11 protein-coding genes are annotated in these 16,694 nt (G+C 72.3%); 3 read left to right on the top strand and 8 right to left on the bottom strand.

Going from position 1 to position 16,694, the window contains the following annotated elements; genetic code table 11:
• Positions 1–113: 113 nt before the first annotated feature.
• The 6 genes from WDV06_RS26005 to WDV06_RS25980 form a co-directional block, all read right to left on the bottom strand.
• A complete protein-coding gene (locus tag WDV06_RS26005) occupies positions 114–608 on the bottom strand; it encodes a hypothetical protein (RefSeq protein WP_395512200.1) in 495 nt (164 codons plus the stop codon).
• Positions 593–1,630, bottom strand: coding sequence for a ParA family protein (locus tag WDV06_RS26000; protein WP_237292736.1), 1,038 nt, complete (start codon positions 1,628–1,630; stop codon positions 593–595). Before WDV06_RS26000 ends, WDV06_RS26005 begins: the two co-directional genes overlap by 16 nt.
• A gap of 461 nt (positions 1,631–2,091) precedes the next feature.
• Positions 2,092–3,207, bottom strand: coding sequence for an alanine dehydrogenase (gene ald / locus WDV06_RS25995; protein WP_395512199.1), 1,116 nt, complete (start codon positions 3,205–3,207; stop codon positions 2,092–2,094).
• Positions 3,208–3,359: 152 nt separating this feature from the next.
• Positions 3,360–5,378, bottom strand: coding sequence for a tetratricopeptide repeat protein (locus WDV06_RS25990; protein ID WP_395512198.1), 2,019 nt, complete (start codon positions 5,376–5,378; stop codon positions 3,360–3,362).
• Between the two features lie 140 nt (positions 5,379–5,518).
• Positions 5,519–6,151: an NUDIX domain-containing protein gene (locus WDV06_RS25985; RefSeq protein WP_395512203.1), complete on the bottom strand. Its 633-nt coding sequence runs from the start codon at positions 6,149–6,151 to the stop codon at positions 5,519–5,521.
• 86 nt (positions 6,152–6,237) lie between these two features.
• On the bottom strand, positions 6,238–7,872 hold the full coding sequence (locus WDV06_RS25980) for a CTP synthase (protein WP_366454049.1): 1,635 nt from the start codon (positions 7,870–7,872) through the stop codon (positions 6,238–6,240).
• Positions 7,873–8,298: 426 nt separating this feature from the next.
• Between WDV06_RS25980 and WDV06_RS25975 the strand changes: the two genes are divergently transcribed.
• A complete protein-coding gene (locus WDV06_RS25975) occupies positions 8,299–10,152 on the top strand; it encodes a glycoside hydrolase family 15 protein (protein ID WP_395512197.1) in 1,854 nt (617 codons plus the stop codon).
• Between the two features lie 78 nt (positions 10,153–10,230).
• Complete coding sequence (locus WDV06_RS25970) at positions 10,231–11,613, top strand: FAD-binding oxidoreductase (RefSeq protein ID WP_395512196.1); 1,383 nt, start codon at positions 10,231–10,233, stop codon at positions 11,611–11,613.
• Positions 11,614–11,620: 7 nt separating this feature from the next.
• Here WDV06_RS25970 and WDV06_RS25965 read toward each other — a convergent pair whose 3' ends face one another.
• Together WDV06_RS25965 and WDV06_RS25960 are read right to left on the bottom strand one after the other, a co-directional pair.
• Positions 11,621–13,261, bottom strand: coding sequence for a flavin monoamine oxidase family protein (locus WDV06_RS25965; protein ID WP_395512195.1), 1,641 nt, complete (start codon positions 13,259–13,261; stop codon positions 11,621–11,623).
• Positions 13,262–13,273: 12 nt separating this feature from the next.
• Positions 13,274–14,806, bottom strand: coding sequence for an APC family permease (locus WDV06_RS25960; RefSeq protein ID WP_395512194.1), 1,533 nt, complete (start codon positions 14,804–14,806; stop codon positions 13,274–13,276).
• A 229-nt stretch (positions 14,807–15,035) separates the two neighbouring features.
• Here WDV06_RS25960 and WDV06_RS25955 point away from each other — a divergent pair, with 229 nt between their 5' ends.
• Complete coding sequence (locus WDV06_RS25955) at positions 15,036–16,658, top strand: PucR family transcriptional regulator (protein WP_395512193.1); 1,623 nt, start codon at positions 15,036–15,038, stop codon at positions 16,656–16,658.
• Positions 16,659–16,694 lie beyond the last annotated feature (36 nt).

The raw sequence follows: 16,694 nt of genomic DNA, 5'->3' as shown, positions 1-16,694 counted from the left end.
ACGGCGGCCCCCCGCGCGCCGGGGGGGGCGGCGCACCCCCCGCCGGCGATCGAGGCGAATCCTTCAGCCCCGCCGGCGTTCGAGGCGGGGCGGGGACGGGCGCCGCAGGCAGCTCAGCGTCCGCGCAGGCGGCGGACCAGGATGCTGGCGTCGCCGCGCGATTCCAGGTCCGCCAGGACGACCGCGACGGCCTCCCTGACGATCCGGCCCCGGTCGACCGCGAGCCCGTGCTCCCCGCGGAGCACCAGCCGCGCGTGCTCCAGGTCCATCAGCTCCTCCGCGGAGACGTAGACCGTGATCTTCTCGTCGTGCCGCTCGCGCCCGCTCGGCCGCCGGTTCGCGCCCCGGCCCTGGCCCTTGCCCTGCCGGGGTCCGGCGCCGCCGGGGCTGGCAGAACCTTCCTGCGGCCTGCGCTGCGCGCCCACCGCCGGGCCGTCCCCGGTGGTCCTCGCCGTGCCGTCCGCCGGTGCGGCCGCCCCGTGCTCCGCGGTGCCCGCCGCCGGCGACGCCTCCTCGGCGCCCCGCCGCGGCGAGGAGGACTGGAGGGCCATCCCCCCGGTCGTGCGGAACAGTTCGTCGGCGCCGGGCAGACTCACTCGGCGGGACACCGGGCGAGCACCTCCCTGGCCAGCTGGCGGTAGGCGGCGGCGCCGACGGAGTTCGAGGCGTACGTGGTGATCGGCTCGCCGGCGACCGTGGTCTCCGGGAAGCGCACCGTCCGGCCGATGACCGTGTGGTAGACGTGGTCGTCGAAGGCCTCGACGACGCGGGCCAGCACCTCGCGGCTGTGCACCGTCCGGGAGTCGTACATCGTGGCGAGGATGCCGTCGAGCTCCAGCTCGGGGTTGAGGCGCTCCTGGACCTTCTCGATGGTCTCGGTCAGCAGCGCCACGCCGCGCAGGGCGAAGAACTCGCATTCCAGCGGGACGATGACCTTGTGAGCCGCCGTCAGGGCGTTGACCGTCAGGAGGCCCAGCGAGGGCTGACAGTCGATCACGATGTAGTCGTAGTCGTTCATCAGCGGCTTCAGCGCCCGCTGGAGCGTCGACTCGCGCGCGACCTCGCTAACCAGCTGCACTTCGGCGGCGGACAGGTCGATGTTGCTCGGCAGCAGGTCCATGTTGGGGACCGCCGTCTTGAGCAGCACCTCGTCGGCCGACATGCCCCGCTCCATGAGCAGGTTGTAGACCGTCAGGTCGAGTTCCATCGGGTTCACGCCGAGGCCCACGGACAGCGCGCCCTGCGGGTCGAAGTCGACGAGCAGCACCCGGCGCCCGTACTCGGCGAGCGCGGCACCCAGGTTGATGGTCGACGTGGTCTTGCCTACGCCACCCTTCTGGTTGCACATCGCGATGATCTTCGCTGGACCGTGGTCGGTCAGCGGACCCGGGATCGGGAAGTACGGCAGCGGCCGGCCGGTCGGGCCGATGCGCTCGCGGCGCTGGCGGGCAGCGTCGGGCGCGAGGGTGGCCGCGTACTCGGGGTCGGGCTCGTACTCCGCGTCGGGGTCGTAGAAGTGCCCCTCGGGCACCTGGTCGTAGTCGGCGAAACCAATGGGCGCATCGCCGCTGTGGTCGCCGGCCGTGGAGTTCACGTCTAGGCCGTCCATGCTCTTTTGGGGCGTCGTCATGTGCTGGTGGTTTGCGAAGGTGCGGACCGCGACGGAGCCGACAGCTTCGAGCCCGGCGGACCCCTGTCCAGGAGCCGGTGCCCGCTCGGGCGTCCCTGCCCGGCCACCTCCAGGAGCAAATGTCGACTCATTCACAAGTCGTCTTACCTCCTCGGACGTGACCAGGACACTTATCGATAGGTCAGCGTTGCACCATGCCGACGGTTGGCGACTCTATGGCGTGTCACCGCTCAGCGGCAACACAATCCGCCGGACCCGGCACGATGTGTCGGCAACCGAACACCACTCTGTCAAGGGCGTACGGGCTGTCGCTGTGAAGTTTCGCGGGTGTGCGAAAGGGTTAAAGGGTTACGTTCGAGGCGAGTTGCACGGCCTGCGCGGGCACGCCCCAAACGCGTCCGGCCGGACCTTGCGGGCAAGGTCCGGCCGGAGACGTGAGATTGACGTCAGTCGTTGACGGGTCAGCCGAGAAGGGCGCTGAGCTCGACCGACTCAAGGTTGTGGGCCTCGGCGACGGGGCCGTAAACGACCTTGCCGTCATGGGTGTTGAGGCCCAGGCCGAGCGCCGGGTCACGACGGAGCGCCTCGACCCAGCCGAGGTTCGCGAGCTGCACGATGTAGGGCAGCGTGGCGTTGGTCAGCGCGTAGGTGGAGGTGTTCGGCACCGCGCCCGGCATGTTGGCGACGCAGTAGAAGACCGAGTTGTGGACCTGGAAGGTCGGCTCGGCGTGGGTGGTCGGACGGGAGTCCTCGAAGCAGCCACCCTGGTCGATGGCAATGTCGACAAGGACACTTCCGGGCTTCATCTTGGCGACGAGCTCGTTGGTGACCAGCTTCGGGGCCTTCGCACCCGGGATCAGTACGGCGCCGATGACGAGGTCGGCCTCGACGACGGCCTTCTCCAGCTCGTAGGCGTTGGAGACGATCGTCTTGATCTTCGTGCCGAAGATCTTGTCGGCCTCGCGGAGCTTGTTGATGTCCTTGTCGAGCAGGGTCACGTGGAAGCCCATGCCGATGGCGATCTGCGCGGCGTTCCAGCCGGAGACGCCGCCGCCGATGACCACGCACTCGCCGGCGTGGGTGCCGGGGACACCACCCGGGAGGACACCGCGGCCGCCGGCCGAGCGCATCAGGTGGTAGGCGCCGACCTGCGGGGCCAGACGGCCCGCGACCTCGGACATCGGGGCGAGCAGCGGCAGCGCGCGGTTGGCGAGCTCGACCGTCTCGTACGCGATGGCGGTGGTGCCGGACTCCAGCAGGGCGTCCGTGCACTCGCGGGAGGCCGCCAGGTGCAGGTAGGTGAAGAGGGTCTGGTCCTTGCGGAGGCGGTGGTACTCCTCCGCGATCGGCTCCTTGACCTTCAGCAGCAGGTCGGCGGTCGCCCAGACCTCGTCGGCGGTACCGAGGATCTCGGCACCGGCGGCGACGTACTCGGCGTCCGTGATCGAGGAGCCCACACCGGCGTTCTGCTCGACGAAGACCTGGTGGCCGTTGCGGACCAGCTCATGCACACCGGCGGGCGTGATGGCGACCCGGAACTCGTTGTTCTTGACCTCGCGGGGGATGCCGACCTTCATCGTCGATCACGGTCCTTGACTCAGGGGATGTTACGGGGCACTTCCATACATACCCGCCCACAAGAACGCGCAACGGGATGCACCACTGGATGTCGTGGTGAAGCCAGTCTAATGAAGGATGAGGCGCTGTCTAGCCTTGCAAACCAATAATTTCAGTCGGAGCTACTGCGGATTTCGCAGGCTGCGGGGTCGTCTCCCAGCAATCTGTCGGCCGCGGACCGGTGCAGCCGGGCGGCCGCCGGGTCGCCGAGGCGGTCCAGTGTGTCGGCCAGCCTGACCTGGAGCGCCGCCTGCAGACGGAGGTCCCCCGCACGGCGCGCGAGCTCGATCGCCTCGCGGCAGGTGTGCAGCGATTCCTCGGGCCGGCCGGCGTACTCCTGAATGCGCGCCATCTCGCTCAACGCCTTTGCCTGGCCCGGGACATCGGCGAGCCGGCGGTAGCCCGCGGCGGCCGCGCGCCAGCTGCGCAGCGCCTCCCCGTAGCGGCCCGCGTAGGTGTGCACGTTGCCGAGGCGCCCGTACAGCCGGGCCTCGTCGGCGCGCTCGCCCCGGGCGAGGGCGTGGGCCAGGGCGCGGCCGAACCAGTCGGAGGCCCTCGGCCAGTCCGCGAGCTCCTGGTACGCGCCGCCTACGGATTCCATCGCGCGGCCGGTCGCGTACGGGTCCTTCGCGGCCTTTCCGGCGGCCAGCGCGGCCCGGTACCGCTCCAGGGCCTCGTGGGTACGGCCGGTCGCGGCGTCCAGATCGGCCAGGTTCAGCAGGGCCGCGGCCTGCTCCCGGTGCAGGTGGCGGCGCTCGGCCACGCCCAGGACGAGCCGGTGCAGCCCGTACAGCTCGGGGGCGGCGGCCTCGGTGCCCCGGTGCGCCGCCAGGGCCCTGACCAGCGCCGAGACCAGCCGGCGGGCCAGGGTGTCCAGGTTCCCGTCGGCCACGGCCAGGTCGGCGGCGGCGGTCAGCGCGGGCAGCCGGGTGTCCAGCCAGGTGGCGGCGGCACGCCGGTCGGGGAACCTCAGGGCGCGCGGGAGCCCCTCCAGGGCCTCCCGGGCCTCGGCCGCCTCGTCCTCGGGCAGGTCGGCCATGGCCCGGCAGGAGGTCAGCAGGCGTACGGTCCGCTCCAGCGTCCGGGCTCGGGCCAGCTGCACCTCGGCCGGCCGCTCCCTGGTCTCCAGCAGGGCCTGGAGGAAGGGCGCGAGGCAGCCGGGGAGCAGGAAGAGCCCGTCCCGGTCGTGCCGGACCAGCCCCAGCCGGGCGAAGTCCTCCAGGGTGGACTGCGCGGCGGCGACGGAGCAGCCGGCGAGGGCGGAGGCGGTGTGCGAGTCGAGGATCCCGGCGGGCGCGAGCGGCAGCAGCCGCAGGGTGCGCTGGGCGGGCTGCGGCAGGGACTCGTAGACGATCCGGAAGGCGCGGCCGAGCGGACCGGAGGTGCCGGGGGGCATCTCGTGGAGCTGCTTGGCCAGGTCGGCGACGGCAGCCTTGGGGTGGGCGGCGAGCCAGCCGCCTGCCAGGGTGAGCACGGCGGGCAGGGCCCCGCACTCCTCGGCGAGGTCCTCGGCGGCGGTCGGGTCGACGGTGATCCGGGTGTCCCCGATGATCCGGCCGAGCAGCGCGACGGCGGAGCCGGTGTCCAGTCCGCCGAGGGTGCAGGGGCGCACGTCGGGGATGCCGGTGAGCGGGCCCTCGGCGGTGACGACCACCAGGCACTCCGGGGTGTCCGGGAGGAGCGCGTCGACCTGGTGCGGGTCCGCGGCGTCGTCGAGGAGCAGGATCGCCCTCCGGTCCTTGAGCGTCTCGCGCAGGGCGGCGCTGAGGTCGTCCTCGCAGGCCCCGGGCGGGGTGCGCTCGCCGAGGCCCTCCAGCAGGGTGCGCACGGCCCGCTCCGTTTCGAGGGGCTCGCCCCCGGGGGCGGTGAGCCGTACCCGGACCAGGCCGTCCGGGTAGTCGTCGGCGATCTCGCGCACGAAGGCCTCGGCCAGGGCGGTCCGGCCGGAACCGGGGCGTCCGGCGACCAGCAGCACTCGCGCGCGGGGCGCCTTGGCCTTGCGGCCGGAGAGGGTGTCGAGCCCGGTCCGCGCGATGTCCTCGCGCAGCTCCTTCAGCTCACGCCGCCGCCCGACGAAATCCGCCACGGATCCGCTCCTCTCCCTGCCTTCGGGTTGCTGAGCGTAGTTCACGCAGAGCGACGGGCTGTGTGGAGCGCGGCCTACAGATCGCCCGATCGGATCAGCGGATGGGCCTATTAATCCCGGTGGGGGGTGGGTGCCGCTGCGCGGAGGCGGCTCCGCGCAGCGGGACCCGCAGCCGCCGGGCCCGGCTACGCCTCGTACGGGCGGGCCGGCCACGGGGATTCGGCCGGGCGGAGGGCGTCGAGGCCGCCCTCGGAGGCCAGCGCGGCCGTCACGGCCAGGACGCCCGTCACCAGCGCCGGGTTGGAGAGGTCACCGGCCAGGACGCCCCGGACCAGAGCCTCCCGCTCCACCCACTCCACCCGCATGTCCGCCTCCTCCGACGAGACGTCCTGGTACCGCTCCCCGTCCGCGTCCGACACGTCCCGCGCGAGGAAGATCCGGACCGCCTCGTCGGAGCCGCCCGGGGAGGCGTAGAAGTCGGTGAGCACCCGCCACTCCCCCGCCTTGACGTGCGCCTCCTCGTACAGCTCCCGCTGGGCCGCGTGCAGCGGGTTCTCGCCGGGCACGTCGAGCAGGCCGGCCGGGAGCTCCCACAGCCGGCGCCGCACCGGGTGCCGGTACTGGTTGATCACCAGCACCCGGCCCTCCCCGTCCAGGGCGAGCACGCAGACCGACCCCGGGTGCACCTGGTAGTCGCGGCGGGCCACGGACCCGTCCGGCATCCGCACCTCGTCGGAGTCCACCGCAGTCTTGGCGCCCTGGAACGGCCGCCCGGTCGACAGCGTCTCCCAGGATTCCGCGGTGTCCTTGATGCCCATGGCGATGTCCATGCCGATGTCCTCCCACGACGTGCGACGGCCGGGATACGGAAGATCCGTACCCCGGCCGTCTACGTTACCGAGCGTCAGCCCTGCTGCTGGCGCTCCACCGCGGCCTTGACCAGGCCGGCGAAGAGCGGGTGCGGGCGGGTCGGGCGGGAGCGGAGCTCCGGGTGGGCCTGGGTGGCCACCAGGTAGGGGTGCACCTCGCGCGGGTACTCGACGTACTCGACGAGCTTGTTGTCCGGGGAGGTGCCGGAGAAGACCAGGCCGGCCTTCTTCTCCAGTTCGCCGCGGTAGGCGTTGTTCACCTCGTAGCGGTGGCGGTGGCGCTCGTCCACGTACGCCTGGTCGCCGTAGACCTCGCGCACGATGGAGCCCTCGGCGAGCTTCGCCGGGTACATGCCCAGGCGCATCGTTCCGCCCAGGTCGCCCGCGCCCTCGACGAAGGCCAGCTGCTCCTCCATGGTCGAGATGACCGGGTGCGGGGTCGAGGGCTCGAACTCGGTGGAGTTCGCCTCCTCGATGCCCGCGAGGTTGCGCGCGGCCTCGATGACCACGCACTGCAGGCCCAGGCACAGGCCCAGCAGCGGGATCTTGTTCTCGCGGGCGTAGGTGATCGCGCCGACCTTGCCGTTGACACCGCGGTCGCCGAAGCCGCCGGGGACGCAGATCGCGTCCACGTCGGACAGCTGCGCGGCGGCGCCGGCCTGGGTCTTGCAGTCGTCGGAGGTGACCCACTTGATCTGGACGCGGGCCCGGTTGGCGAAGCCGCCGGCGCGCAGCGCCTCGGTCACCGACAGGTAGGCGTCCGGCAGGTCGATGTACTTGCCGACGAGCGCGACCTTGACCTCGTGGTCGGGGTTGTGGACGCGGTCGAGCAGGTCCTCCCACACCGTCCAGTCGACGTCGCGGAAGGGCAGGTCCAGCTTGCGGACGACGTAGGCGTCCAGGCCCTCGGTGTGCAGCACCTTCGGGATGTCGTAGATCGACTTGGCGTCGATCGCCGCGACCACGGCCGCCTCGTCCACGTCGCACATCAGCGAGATCTTGCGCTTGATGGAGGTGGGGACATCGCGGTCGGCGCGCAGCACGATCGCGTCGGGCTGGATGCCGATGTTGCGCAGCGCGGCGACGGAGTGCTGGGTCGGCTTGGTCTTCAGCTCGCCGGAGGGGCCGATGTAGGGCAGCAGCGAGATGTGCACGACGAAGACGTTGTCGCGGCCGACCTCGTGGCGGACCTGGCGGACGGTCTCCAGGAACGGCAGCGACTCGATGTCGCCGACCGTGCCGCCGACCTCGGTGATGACGACGTCGACGTCGTCGGTCGCCATGCGGCGGATGCGGTGCTTGATCTCGTTGGTGATGTGCGGGATGACCTGCACGGTGTCACCGAGGTACTCGCCGCGCCGCTCCTTGGCGATGACCTGCGAGTAGACCTGGCCGGTGGTGACGTTGGCCGAGCCGTCGAGGTCGACGTCGAGGAAGCGCTCGTAGTGGCCGATGTCCAGGTCGGTCTCGGCGCCGTCGTTGGTGACGAACACCTCGCCGTGCTGGAAGGGGTTCATCGTGCCGGGGTCGACGTTCAGGTACGGGTCGAGCTTCTGCATCGTGACCCGCAGGCCGCGCGCCTTGAGCAGCGCACCCAGGCTGGAGGCCGTCAGGCCCTTGCCGAGGGACGAAGCGACACCCCCGGTGACGAAGATGTGCTTGGTCGTCATGGATTTGGGCGGCATCGCCAAGAGGGGGCTCCCGTGGTCGCGAGGTGAGGTGCGTCCGGCGACTTCTCCCGTTTCCGGGGGCGCCGAAGCTGCGGTTTCGGGGCTCCTGATTCGCACAGGCAGACCACCGGTCCACGGGGTACCAGCCTATCAGCGCCCGGGACGGTCCGCCTCCGGGCGCGCTGCGCGACGGCCCGCCCCGCGGCCCCGCGGGGCCGCCGCGCCGCGGAGTTCCCCAGGTCACCCGTTCGGCCGAGTCACATTGTCCCCATACTTAAGGAGATCACTAGGGTGCGCTCATACCTTGCTCGGATACCGCAGCACATCGCCGCCGAGCAGTCCGGCGAACGGCGTAACAACGCCGGTTCCGGCAATGTAGGACTCGACGCGGGGATCCCTGCGCACAGGAGACCGCGCGACAGCGCAATGCAAGCGCCCTACGGGGCGGACGTGGCCGTTCGACTGGAGAGCAACGTGTCCGGGCGCATCGAGGATTACGCACTCATCGGGGACATGCAGACCGCGGCGCTGGTCTGCCGGGACGGAGCCGTGGACTGGCTGTGCCTGCCCCGCTTCGACTCCCATGCCGTCTTCGCGAGCCTTCTGGGCACCGACGAACACGGCTTCTGGCGCATCGGCCCGTCGTTCCCGCCGGGAACGGAGCCACCGCGGGCGGCCCGCCGGCGCTACCGGGGCGACTCGCTGGTGCTGGAGTCGGAGTGGGACACCCCGCGCGGCACCGTCCGCGTCATCGACTTCATGCCGCCCCGCGAGGGGCACGCCCCGCAGCTGATCCGCATCGTCGAGGGCGTCAGCGGCCGCGTCCCGATGCGCTCGGCGCTGCGGATGCGCTTCAGCTACGGGCGGGTCGTGCCCTGGGTGCACAAGGTGGACGGGCGCACGGTGGCCGTCGCCGGTCCCGACTCCGTGTGGCTCGACACCGAAGCGGACACCTACGGCAAGGACCTGACGACCTACTCCGACTTCACCGTCGCCCCGGGCGACCGGGTGGCCTTCGCCATCAGCTGGCAGCCCTCCCACCTGGGGGCCCCGCAGGCCCCGGAGGCCGAGGCGGCGCTGGAGGCCACCGCCGAGTTCTGGCGCGAGTGGGTCGACCTGTGCACGTACCACGGGCCCTACCGCGAGGCGGTCATCCGCTCCCTGATCACCCTCAAGGCCCTCACCTACGCACCCACCGGCGGCATCGTCGCCGCGCCGACCACCTCCCTGCCGGAGGAGATCGGCGGGGTCCGCAACTGGGACTACCGCTACACCTGGCTGCGCGACGCCGCGATCACCCTCTCCTCGCTCCTGCGCACCGGCTACCGCGGCGAGGCCTCCGCCTGGCGGGACTGGCTGCTGCGCGCGGTCGCCGGCGACCCGGAGAACCTGCAGATCATGTACGGGATCGCCGGCGAGCGGGAGCTGGGCGAGACGGAGCTCGACTGGCTGCCCGGCTACGAGAACTCGGCGCCCGTCCGCGTCGGCAACGGCGCCGCCCACCAGCTCCAGCTCGACGTCTACGGCGAGGTCACCGAGGCCCTGCACCTGGGCCACATGACCGGCCTGGCCCGCAACGACTACGCCTCGGTGCTCCAGCTCAAGCTGATCCGCTACCTGGAGACCCACTGGAACGAGCCGGACGAGGGCATCTGGGAGGTGCGCGGCCCGCGCCGGCACTTCGTGCACTCGAAGGTGATGGCGTGGGTGGCCGTGGACCGCACGATCAAGCTGATCGAGAGCGGGGACGCGGACGGCCCGCTGGAGCGCTGGCGCGAGCTGCGCGACCGGATCCACGCGGACGTGTGCGAGAAGGGCTACGACCCGGAGCGCAACACCTTCACCCAGTCCTACGGCTCGCAGGAGCTGGACGCGTCGCTGCTGCTGATCCCGCAGATGGGCTTCCTGCCCCCCGACGACAAGCGCGTCATCGGCACCATCGAGGCGATCCAGCGCGAGCTGTCCACCCCGGACGGGTTCATCCTGCGCTACCCGACGGCCGGCGAGGAGGCCGGCGTCGACGGCCTGGAGGGGGACGAGGGCGCCTTCCTGGCCTGCTCCTTCTGGATGGCCGACGACCTGGCGATGATCGGCCGGGTCGACGAGGCCCGCCGCCTCTTCGAGAGGCTGCTGTCGCTCCGCAACGACCTGGGGCTGCTGGCGGAGGAGTGGGACCCCAAGCTCCAGCGCCAGGTCGGGAACTTCCCGCAGGCCTTCAGCCACGTTCCGCTGATCGACACGGCTCTGCGGCTGACGGCGAGCGGGGCGTACGGGGGCTGAGGGCACGGCGCGCGGCGCCGGGAAGGCCCGCCTAACCTGGAGGGGTCCCATGCCCTTCTGGGGAAAGGGGGGGTAGCGATGGCACCCCTCTCCAAGGCGGCCACGGCGCTCGCCGCGCTCCGCGAGGACCTGGCGGGCGAGGTCTTCGCCCCCGACGATCCCGGGTACGACGGGGCCCGGACGGTCTTCAACGCGATGGTCGACCGCAGGCCCGCGGTGATCGCCCAGTGCGAGAGCGCCGCGGACGTGGTCACGGCGGTGCGCTTCGCCCGGGACCTGGACCTGTCGGTGGCCGTCCGCGGCGGCGGGCACAGCGTGGCCGGCATGTCCCTGAACGACGGCGGCGTGGTCGTGGACCTGCGCCGGATGCACGAGGTCGCCGTCCACCCGGCGGCGAAGGCCGTACGGGTCGCGGGCGGGGCGACGATGAGCCACCTGGACCGGGCCTGCGAGCCGTACGCGCTGGCGACGACCGGGGGCCGGGCCTCCACCACCGGCGTCGGCGGCTTCGTCCTCGGCGGCGGCACCGGCTGGCTGGACCGCAAGTTCGGCCTGGCGGTGGACAACCTGCTGGGTGTGGAGCTGGTCACCGCCCAGGGCGAGCTGCTGAACGTCACGGCCGAGGACCACCCGGAGCTGTTCTGGGGGCTGCACGGCGGCGGCGGGAACTTCGGCATCGCCACCTCGCTGACGCTGCGGCTGCACGAGCTGCCGGCCCTGTCCATCGCGCTGGTCCTCTACCTGCCGGAGCGCGGCCCCGAGGTGATCCGCGCGTACCGGGACGTCATCGAGTCCGGACCCGACGAGGCGGGTGGCGGCGCCCTCTACCTGACCGGGCCGCCCGCCCCCTTCGTCCCGCCGCACCTGGTCGGTCTGCTGCTGGCCGGCGCGCTGGTGACGTACGCGGGGCCCGAGGAGGAGCTGCGCCGGCTGGCCGGCCCCCTGCTCGCGATCCCGCACGAGGCGGAGGTCGTCACCGCGATCCCGTACGCCGAGCTCCAGTGCATGCTCGACGATCCGCCGGGGCTGCGGAACTACTGGTCGGCGGAGTACCTGACCGGTGCCCCCGACGCGTTCGTGGACGTGTTCTGCGCCCGGGCGGCCTCGATGCCGGTGCCGACCGGCACCCAGCACGTGGTGTGGCCGCAGGGCGGGGCGATCGCCGCGGCGAAGGAGGACTACCCGGTGCCGTACCGGGACGCGCCGTGGGCGGTGCACCCGTTCGGGATGTGGGAGGACCCCGCCGACGACGAGCGGGTGATCCAGTGGGTCAGGGACGTCCGCGCCGACGTCCAGCCGTGGGCGACCGGCGCGGTGTACCTGAACTTCACCGGCGACGAGGGCGCGGACCGGGTGGTGGCCGGGCTGGGCGCCGACAACATGCGGCGGCTGGCGCGGCTGAAGCGGGAGTACGACCCGGACAACGTCTTCCGCTTCAACCACAACATCCCGCCGGTCTGAGCCCTCCTCAGGTGAGGGCGGCGATCACCTCGCGGGCGGCCCGTTCGCCCTCGGTGGCGCCGCCCTCCATGAAGCCCTGGAAGTCGTAGCTGCAGTGCTCGCCGCCGATGTGGACGTTGCCCTGCGCGGTGCCCTCGTACTTGGCGTAGCGGTGCAGGTAGCCGGTGGGCCAGTACGAGTAGGCGCCCAGGGAGTAGGGGTTGCGGTGCCAGGCGGAGAGCTGGGCGCGGCCCGTCCAGACGGCCTTCGTGCCGGGGAAGAAGGAGTCGACGCCGGTCAGGACCCGGCCGGCCAGGTCGCGGACGTAGGGGTCGGACTCGGTGGCGAAGGGGCTGCCCGGGGTGAGGGCGCCGGCCAGGGAGCCGCCGCCGTACTGGAGCAGGATGCCGCCGCTGCCGGGCTGGACCTTGGTGGTGTCCCAGGTCTGCTGGATGGCGGAGTCGGTGAAGCAGTCGCCGGCGGAGACTCCGGGCCAGGGTCCGGTGCCGCGCCAGGGGCGGGCGGTGAACTGCATGTTGAGTTTGGTGCAGTAACCCATCCGGGCGTCGCGCAGCAGGTTGCGCATGAGGGGGTCGAATCCGGCCTGTGAGGTGTCCAGGCGCTGGAGGATCGGCAGGGGGACGCAGAGGATCGTGTGGTCCGCGGTGGCGGTGCGCACGGCGCCGGAGTCGTCGAAGGTGAGGGTCTGGGTTCCGTCGGCGTTGGCGCGTACGGCGACCAGTGAGCGGCCCATGACCAGGGTGCCGGGGTTCAGGGCGGCGGCGATGGCGTTCGGGAGCCGGTCGTTGCCGCCGATGACGTGGTAGCGCTCGTTGGACAGGCCCCAGACGTTGAAGTTGCCCGGGTTGGGCTGGTAGCCCATCAGCAGGACCAGGGCGAGGGCGGACTGCGCCTGGGTGTCGGCGCCGTACTCGACGTTGTACGCGACGTCGAGGAACCGGCCGAGGAGGGAGCCGTGTCCGCCGGGGACGCGGGTCTCGATCCACTCGTACAGGGTCATGTCGTCCAGGGCCGTGCCGGCGGGGGTCGAGGAGTTCCAGGAGACCTCCCCGGCGTCCTGGAGGTCGCGGTGCAGGGCCTGGTAGACGGCCTTGAAGTCCTCGTCGGCCTGGGCGCGCGGGTAGTAGGAGCCGTTGAACCAGAGGACCTCCTCGGCCCCGTTGGGTCCGCCGCCGAGGAAGTCCTCCAGGGGCAGGCCGAAGCGGCGGCACAGTTCCTGGATCTTCTTGTGGCTGGTGTCGATGAGCTCGCCGCCGATCTCGGAGGTCTGCCCGTACGCCCAGTGGTCGCGCTGGGTCCACATCCGGCCGCCGACGCGGGCCGGGTTGGCCTCGTAGAGGGTGCAGGGGATGCCGGCGTCCTGGAGGGTGAGGGCGGCGGTGAGGCCGGAGATGCCGGCGCCGACGACGGCGACGCGGGCGGGGCCGGAGGGTCTCTTCGCGGGGGCGGGGGCGGCGGTCTGCGCCGGGGCGGCGTGGGCGAGGGCGGAGGGGGCCAGGGCGGCGGTGAGGCCGAGGGCGGCGGCCCGGCCGAGGAGTTCGCGGCGGGTGGAGCCGCGCAGCTCGGCGACGGGCAGGCCGAGCCGGCGGGCGGCGGCGTGGTCGGCGGCGAGGCGGCGCAGGGAGTGCATGAGCGGCGTGCGGGCCATGGCGGTGGCTCCTCAGACGGTCGCGGCGGTCGGGGCGGGTTCGTCGGTGCGCTCGGCGGCGTCCTCCAGGACGATCCGGCCGATGACCTCGTAGCGTGCGGGGGCCTTGTACTTGAGCCAGAGGCCCAGGCCGAGGCCGCCGAAGAAGACGGCGCCGACGATCCAGGGGATCAGCTTGAAGAAGAGGGAGCCGGCGGCGGCTCCGGCCGCGGTCTGCATGTTGAGCACCAGCAGGACCACGACGGCGGTCATCCCGATCCCGCCGAGGAGCGGGGCGGTGAAGGTCTTGAACCAGTGCCGGTCTTCGGGGTGGTTGCGGCGGAAGTAGCCGATGACCGCGAAGGAGCACAGGGTCTGCACGATCAGGATGGCCATCGTGCCGAGGATCGCGAGCAGGGTGTACAGGTGCAGGTACGGGTCCTGGCCGGTGAGCCAGAACCCGGCCACGAGGGCGGTGGCGATGGTGGTCTGCACGACGGAGGAGACGTACGGGGAGCCGTGCCGGGCGTGGGTGCGGCCGAGGGCGGGGTGCAGGAAGCCCTCGCGGCCGATGGCGTAGAGGTAGCGGGCGGCGCACTGGTGGAAGGCCATCCCGCAGGCGAAGGAGCCGGTGAGCAGCAGCCACTGGAAGGCGTCGACGGCCCAGGCGCCGATGAAGGTGTGGGTGGGGGCGAAGAAGAGGTCGAGGGGGTTGGAGGAGGCGGAGAGTTCCACGGACTTGGAGAGGCCGTTGCCGGCGATGGTCATCCAGGAGACGTAGATGTAGAAGAGGCCCACGCCGACGACGGAGATGATGGTGGCCTTGGGGATGACCCGCTTGGGGTCGCGGGACTCCTCGCCGTACATCGCGGTGGACTCGAAGCCGACCCAGGACCAGAAGGCGAAGAAGAGGCCGAGTCCGGCGGAGGTGCCGGTGAAGGCGTTCTTCGGGTTGACCGGCTCGACGGGGATGCCGTCCGGTCCGCCGCCCGCGACCAGTACGGCGGTGGCCACCGCGAAGAGGACGGCGATCTCCGCGACGAGCATCACCCCGAGGGCCTTGGCGGTGAGGTTGATGTCGAAGTGGGCGAGGACGGCGGTGACGGCGAGCATGCCGGCGGCGTAGAGGGTCCAGGGCAGGTCGACGCCGAGCTGGTCGTGGACGGTGGTCCGGGCGAAGTAGGAGAAGACGCCGACGATGGAGGCCTCGAAGACGACGTAGGCGAGGACGGCGAGCATCCCGGAGGCCATGCCGGCGATCCGGCCGAGGCCGTGCGAGATGTACCCGTAGAAGGCACCCGCGGCGGTGATCCGCTTGGCCATGGCGACGTAGCCGACCGAGAAGACGGTCAGGACGAGGGTGGCGAAGAGGTAGCCGGCGGGCGCGCCGGTGCCGTTGCCGAAGCCGACGGCGATGGGGAGGTTGCCGGTCATCGCGGTGATCGGCGCGGCGGTCGCGACGGCCATGAACACCACGCCGACCAGGCCGACGGAGTTGGCCTTGAGGCGCTGGACGGGGGGTGTGCCCGGGGGTGTGGGGCCGGGGCTGGCGCTGGCTCTGCTCATGGTGTCGTCCTCGTTCCTGTGGGGAGGCCGTTCGTTCGGGAGGCCGTTCGTTCGGGAGGCCGTTCGCGAGCCGTCACTCTCCACCCGCGTGACGCACACCACAATTGGCACGCGGTCCGATAATCTCCTTCTCGGAGCGACGAGTTGTCGGCCCGACAGGGGGACATGACGGACTCCGTGACCACCCGGTGATGTCCTCGGAACACAGGGGCCGGTAGCGTCCCGCGATATGGACGACCAGGGCGGGATCACCGTTCAGCGGGCACTGGAACTGCCGGGACTGCGCAGCGGGCTGCCGGAGGTGGTGGCCTGCGCCGACCGCCTCGGGCGGACCGTCCGCTGGGTGCACGCGGGCGAGGTCCCGAACATCGCCTCGCTGCTGAAGGGCGGCGAACTGCTGCTGACCACCGGGCTGGGGCTGGGCACCCGGCCCGCCGAGCAGCGCGCCTTCGTACGCCGTCTCGCGGACCGGGGCATCGCCGCGCTGGTCGTGGAACTCGGTCCGCGCTTCACCCGGCTCCCGGCGACGCTGGTGGAGACGGCGCGGACGGCCGGCCTGCCGCTGGTCCAGCTGCACCGGGAAGTCCCCTTCGTCGCGGTGACGGAGGAGATCCACACCGAGATCGTCAACCACCACTACGCGCTCCTCCAGCGGGCCGAGGAGGTCCACCGGCGATGTACGGACGCCCTGTTGGGCGGCGGCGGGATCCCGCAGGTGCTGCGCATCCTGGCCGACTTCACCGCCAACCCCGTCTTCCTGGAGACCCCGGACGGCCAACTGCTCTACGCCGCCGGGTCGGTGGCCGGGGAGGCGGCCGCGGACCCGCTCCAGGTGTGGGAGGGGCTGCGGGGGCAGCGCGCGGCCGAGCCCCCGGCGAACGCGGTGGTGGTCGACGTGCCGGGGGGCGGGCACGGTACCGGCTCGGTACGGGCCCGGGTCGTGCTGGTCGGGGTCGCGGCGCCGCTGCTGCCGGTACACCGGATGGCGGCCGAGCGGACGGCGGGGGTGCTCGCCGTGGTCCTGATGCAGGCCCGGCAGGAGGAGGAGCTGGCCGCGCGCGGCCGGGGCGACTTCCTGACGGACCTGGCGGAGGGGCGGATCTCGGCGGAGGACGCCCCGGCGCAGGCGAAGGTCCTCGGCTTCCGGCCGGGGGCGGGGCCGCTGCTGCCCCTGGTGATGCGGCTGTCCTCGGAGCTGGTCCCGTCCGGGAACTGGTCGGTGCTGGCCCGGGCGGTGCAGGAGGAGCTGTCCTCGGTCGGGGTGCCGGTGCTGCTGGGCGTCCGCCCGGTGGAGGGCCGGGTGCCGCTGCTGGTGTCGCTGCGCGCGGAGTCGGAGCGGTCGGGGGTCGCCGACCGGGTCGCGGCCGCGCTGCGGGCCGGGGTGGAACGGGCGGGCCTGGACCGGGCGGGGGCGCCGCCGGTGGTGGTGGTCGGCGTCTCGGGCAGCTGGGCTGCGGCCTCGGCGGGCCTGCGCCACGCCGCGGAGACGGCCACCGCCGCCCACGGCCTGCCGGCCCGGCCCTGGTACGACGCCCGCCGCCTGGACATCGACCTATTGCTGTGGCGGCTGCGCGAACACCCCGACCTGGCGGCGTTCGTGGACCGGGCCATCGGCGCCCTGCGCACCCACGACGCCACGTCGCGCCCGCCGCTCCTGCCCACCCTGGAGACGTACCTGGCCCACGCGGGCCGCAAGGCGGAGACCGCGCGGGAGCTCCACCTGAACCGCCAGACCCTGTACAACCGGCTGGCCCGCATCTCGGAGCTGTTGGGGACCGACCTGGACGACCCGGAAACGGTCCTGTCCCTGAGCCTGGCCCTCCGGGCCCGGCGGCACACGACGGCGTCCTGAGGGGGCGGGGGCGGGGGCCCGGCGGACCGCCGGGTC

Source organism: Streptomyces racemochromogenes, from assembly GCF_044129415.1.
Taxonomy (GTDB): domain Bacteria; phylum Actinomycetota; class Actinomycetes; order Streptomycetales; family Streptomycetaceae; genus Streptomyces; species Streptomyces racemochromogenes_A.
Note: the sequence above shows the minus strand (reverse complement) of the source record. Positions and strands in the feature narration are given on the sequence as shown.

Bases quoted from the DNA above. Each gene is read 5' to 3' on its own strand.
- ald (WP_395512199.1), bottom strand. From the start codon at position 3,207: ATGAAGGTCGGCATCCCCCGCGAGGTCAAGAACAACGAGTTCCGGGTC.
- WDV06_RS25970 (WP_395512196.1), top strand. From the start codon at position 10,231: ATGGCACCCCTCTCCAAGGCGGCCACGGCGCTCGCCGCGCTCCGCGAG.
- WDV06_RS25955 (WP_395512193.1), top strand. From the start codon at position 15,036: ATGGACGACCAGGGCGGGATCACCGTTCAGCGGGCACTGGAACTGCCG.
- WDV06_RS25965 (WP_395512195.1), bottom strand. From the start codon at position 13,261: ATGGCCCGCACGCCGCTCATGCACTCCCTGCGCCGCCTCGCCGCCGAC.
- WDV06_RS26000 (WP_237292736.1), bottom strand. From the start codon at position 1,630: ATGACGACGCCCCAAAAGAGCATGGACGGCCTAGACGTGAACTCCACG.
- WDV06_RS25975 (WP_395512197.1), top strand. From the start codon at position 8,299: ATGCAAGCGCCCTACGGGGCGGACGTGGCCGTTCGACTGGAGAGCAAC.
- WDV06_RS25980 (WP_366454049.1), bottom strand. From the start codon at position 7,872: ATGACGACCAAGCACATCTTCGTCACCGGGGGTGTCGCTTCGTCCCTC.
- WDV06_RS25960 (WP_395512194.1), bottom strand. From the start codon at position 14,806: ATGAGCAGAGCCAGCGCCAGCCCCGGCCCCACACCCCCGGGCACACCC.
- WDV06_RS25985 (WP_395512203.1), bottom strand. From the start codon at position 6,151: ATGGGCATCAAGGACACCGCGGAATCCTGGGAGACGCTGTCGACCGGG.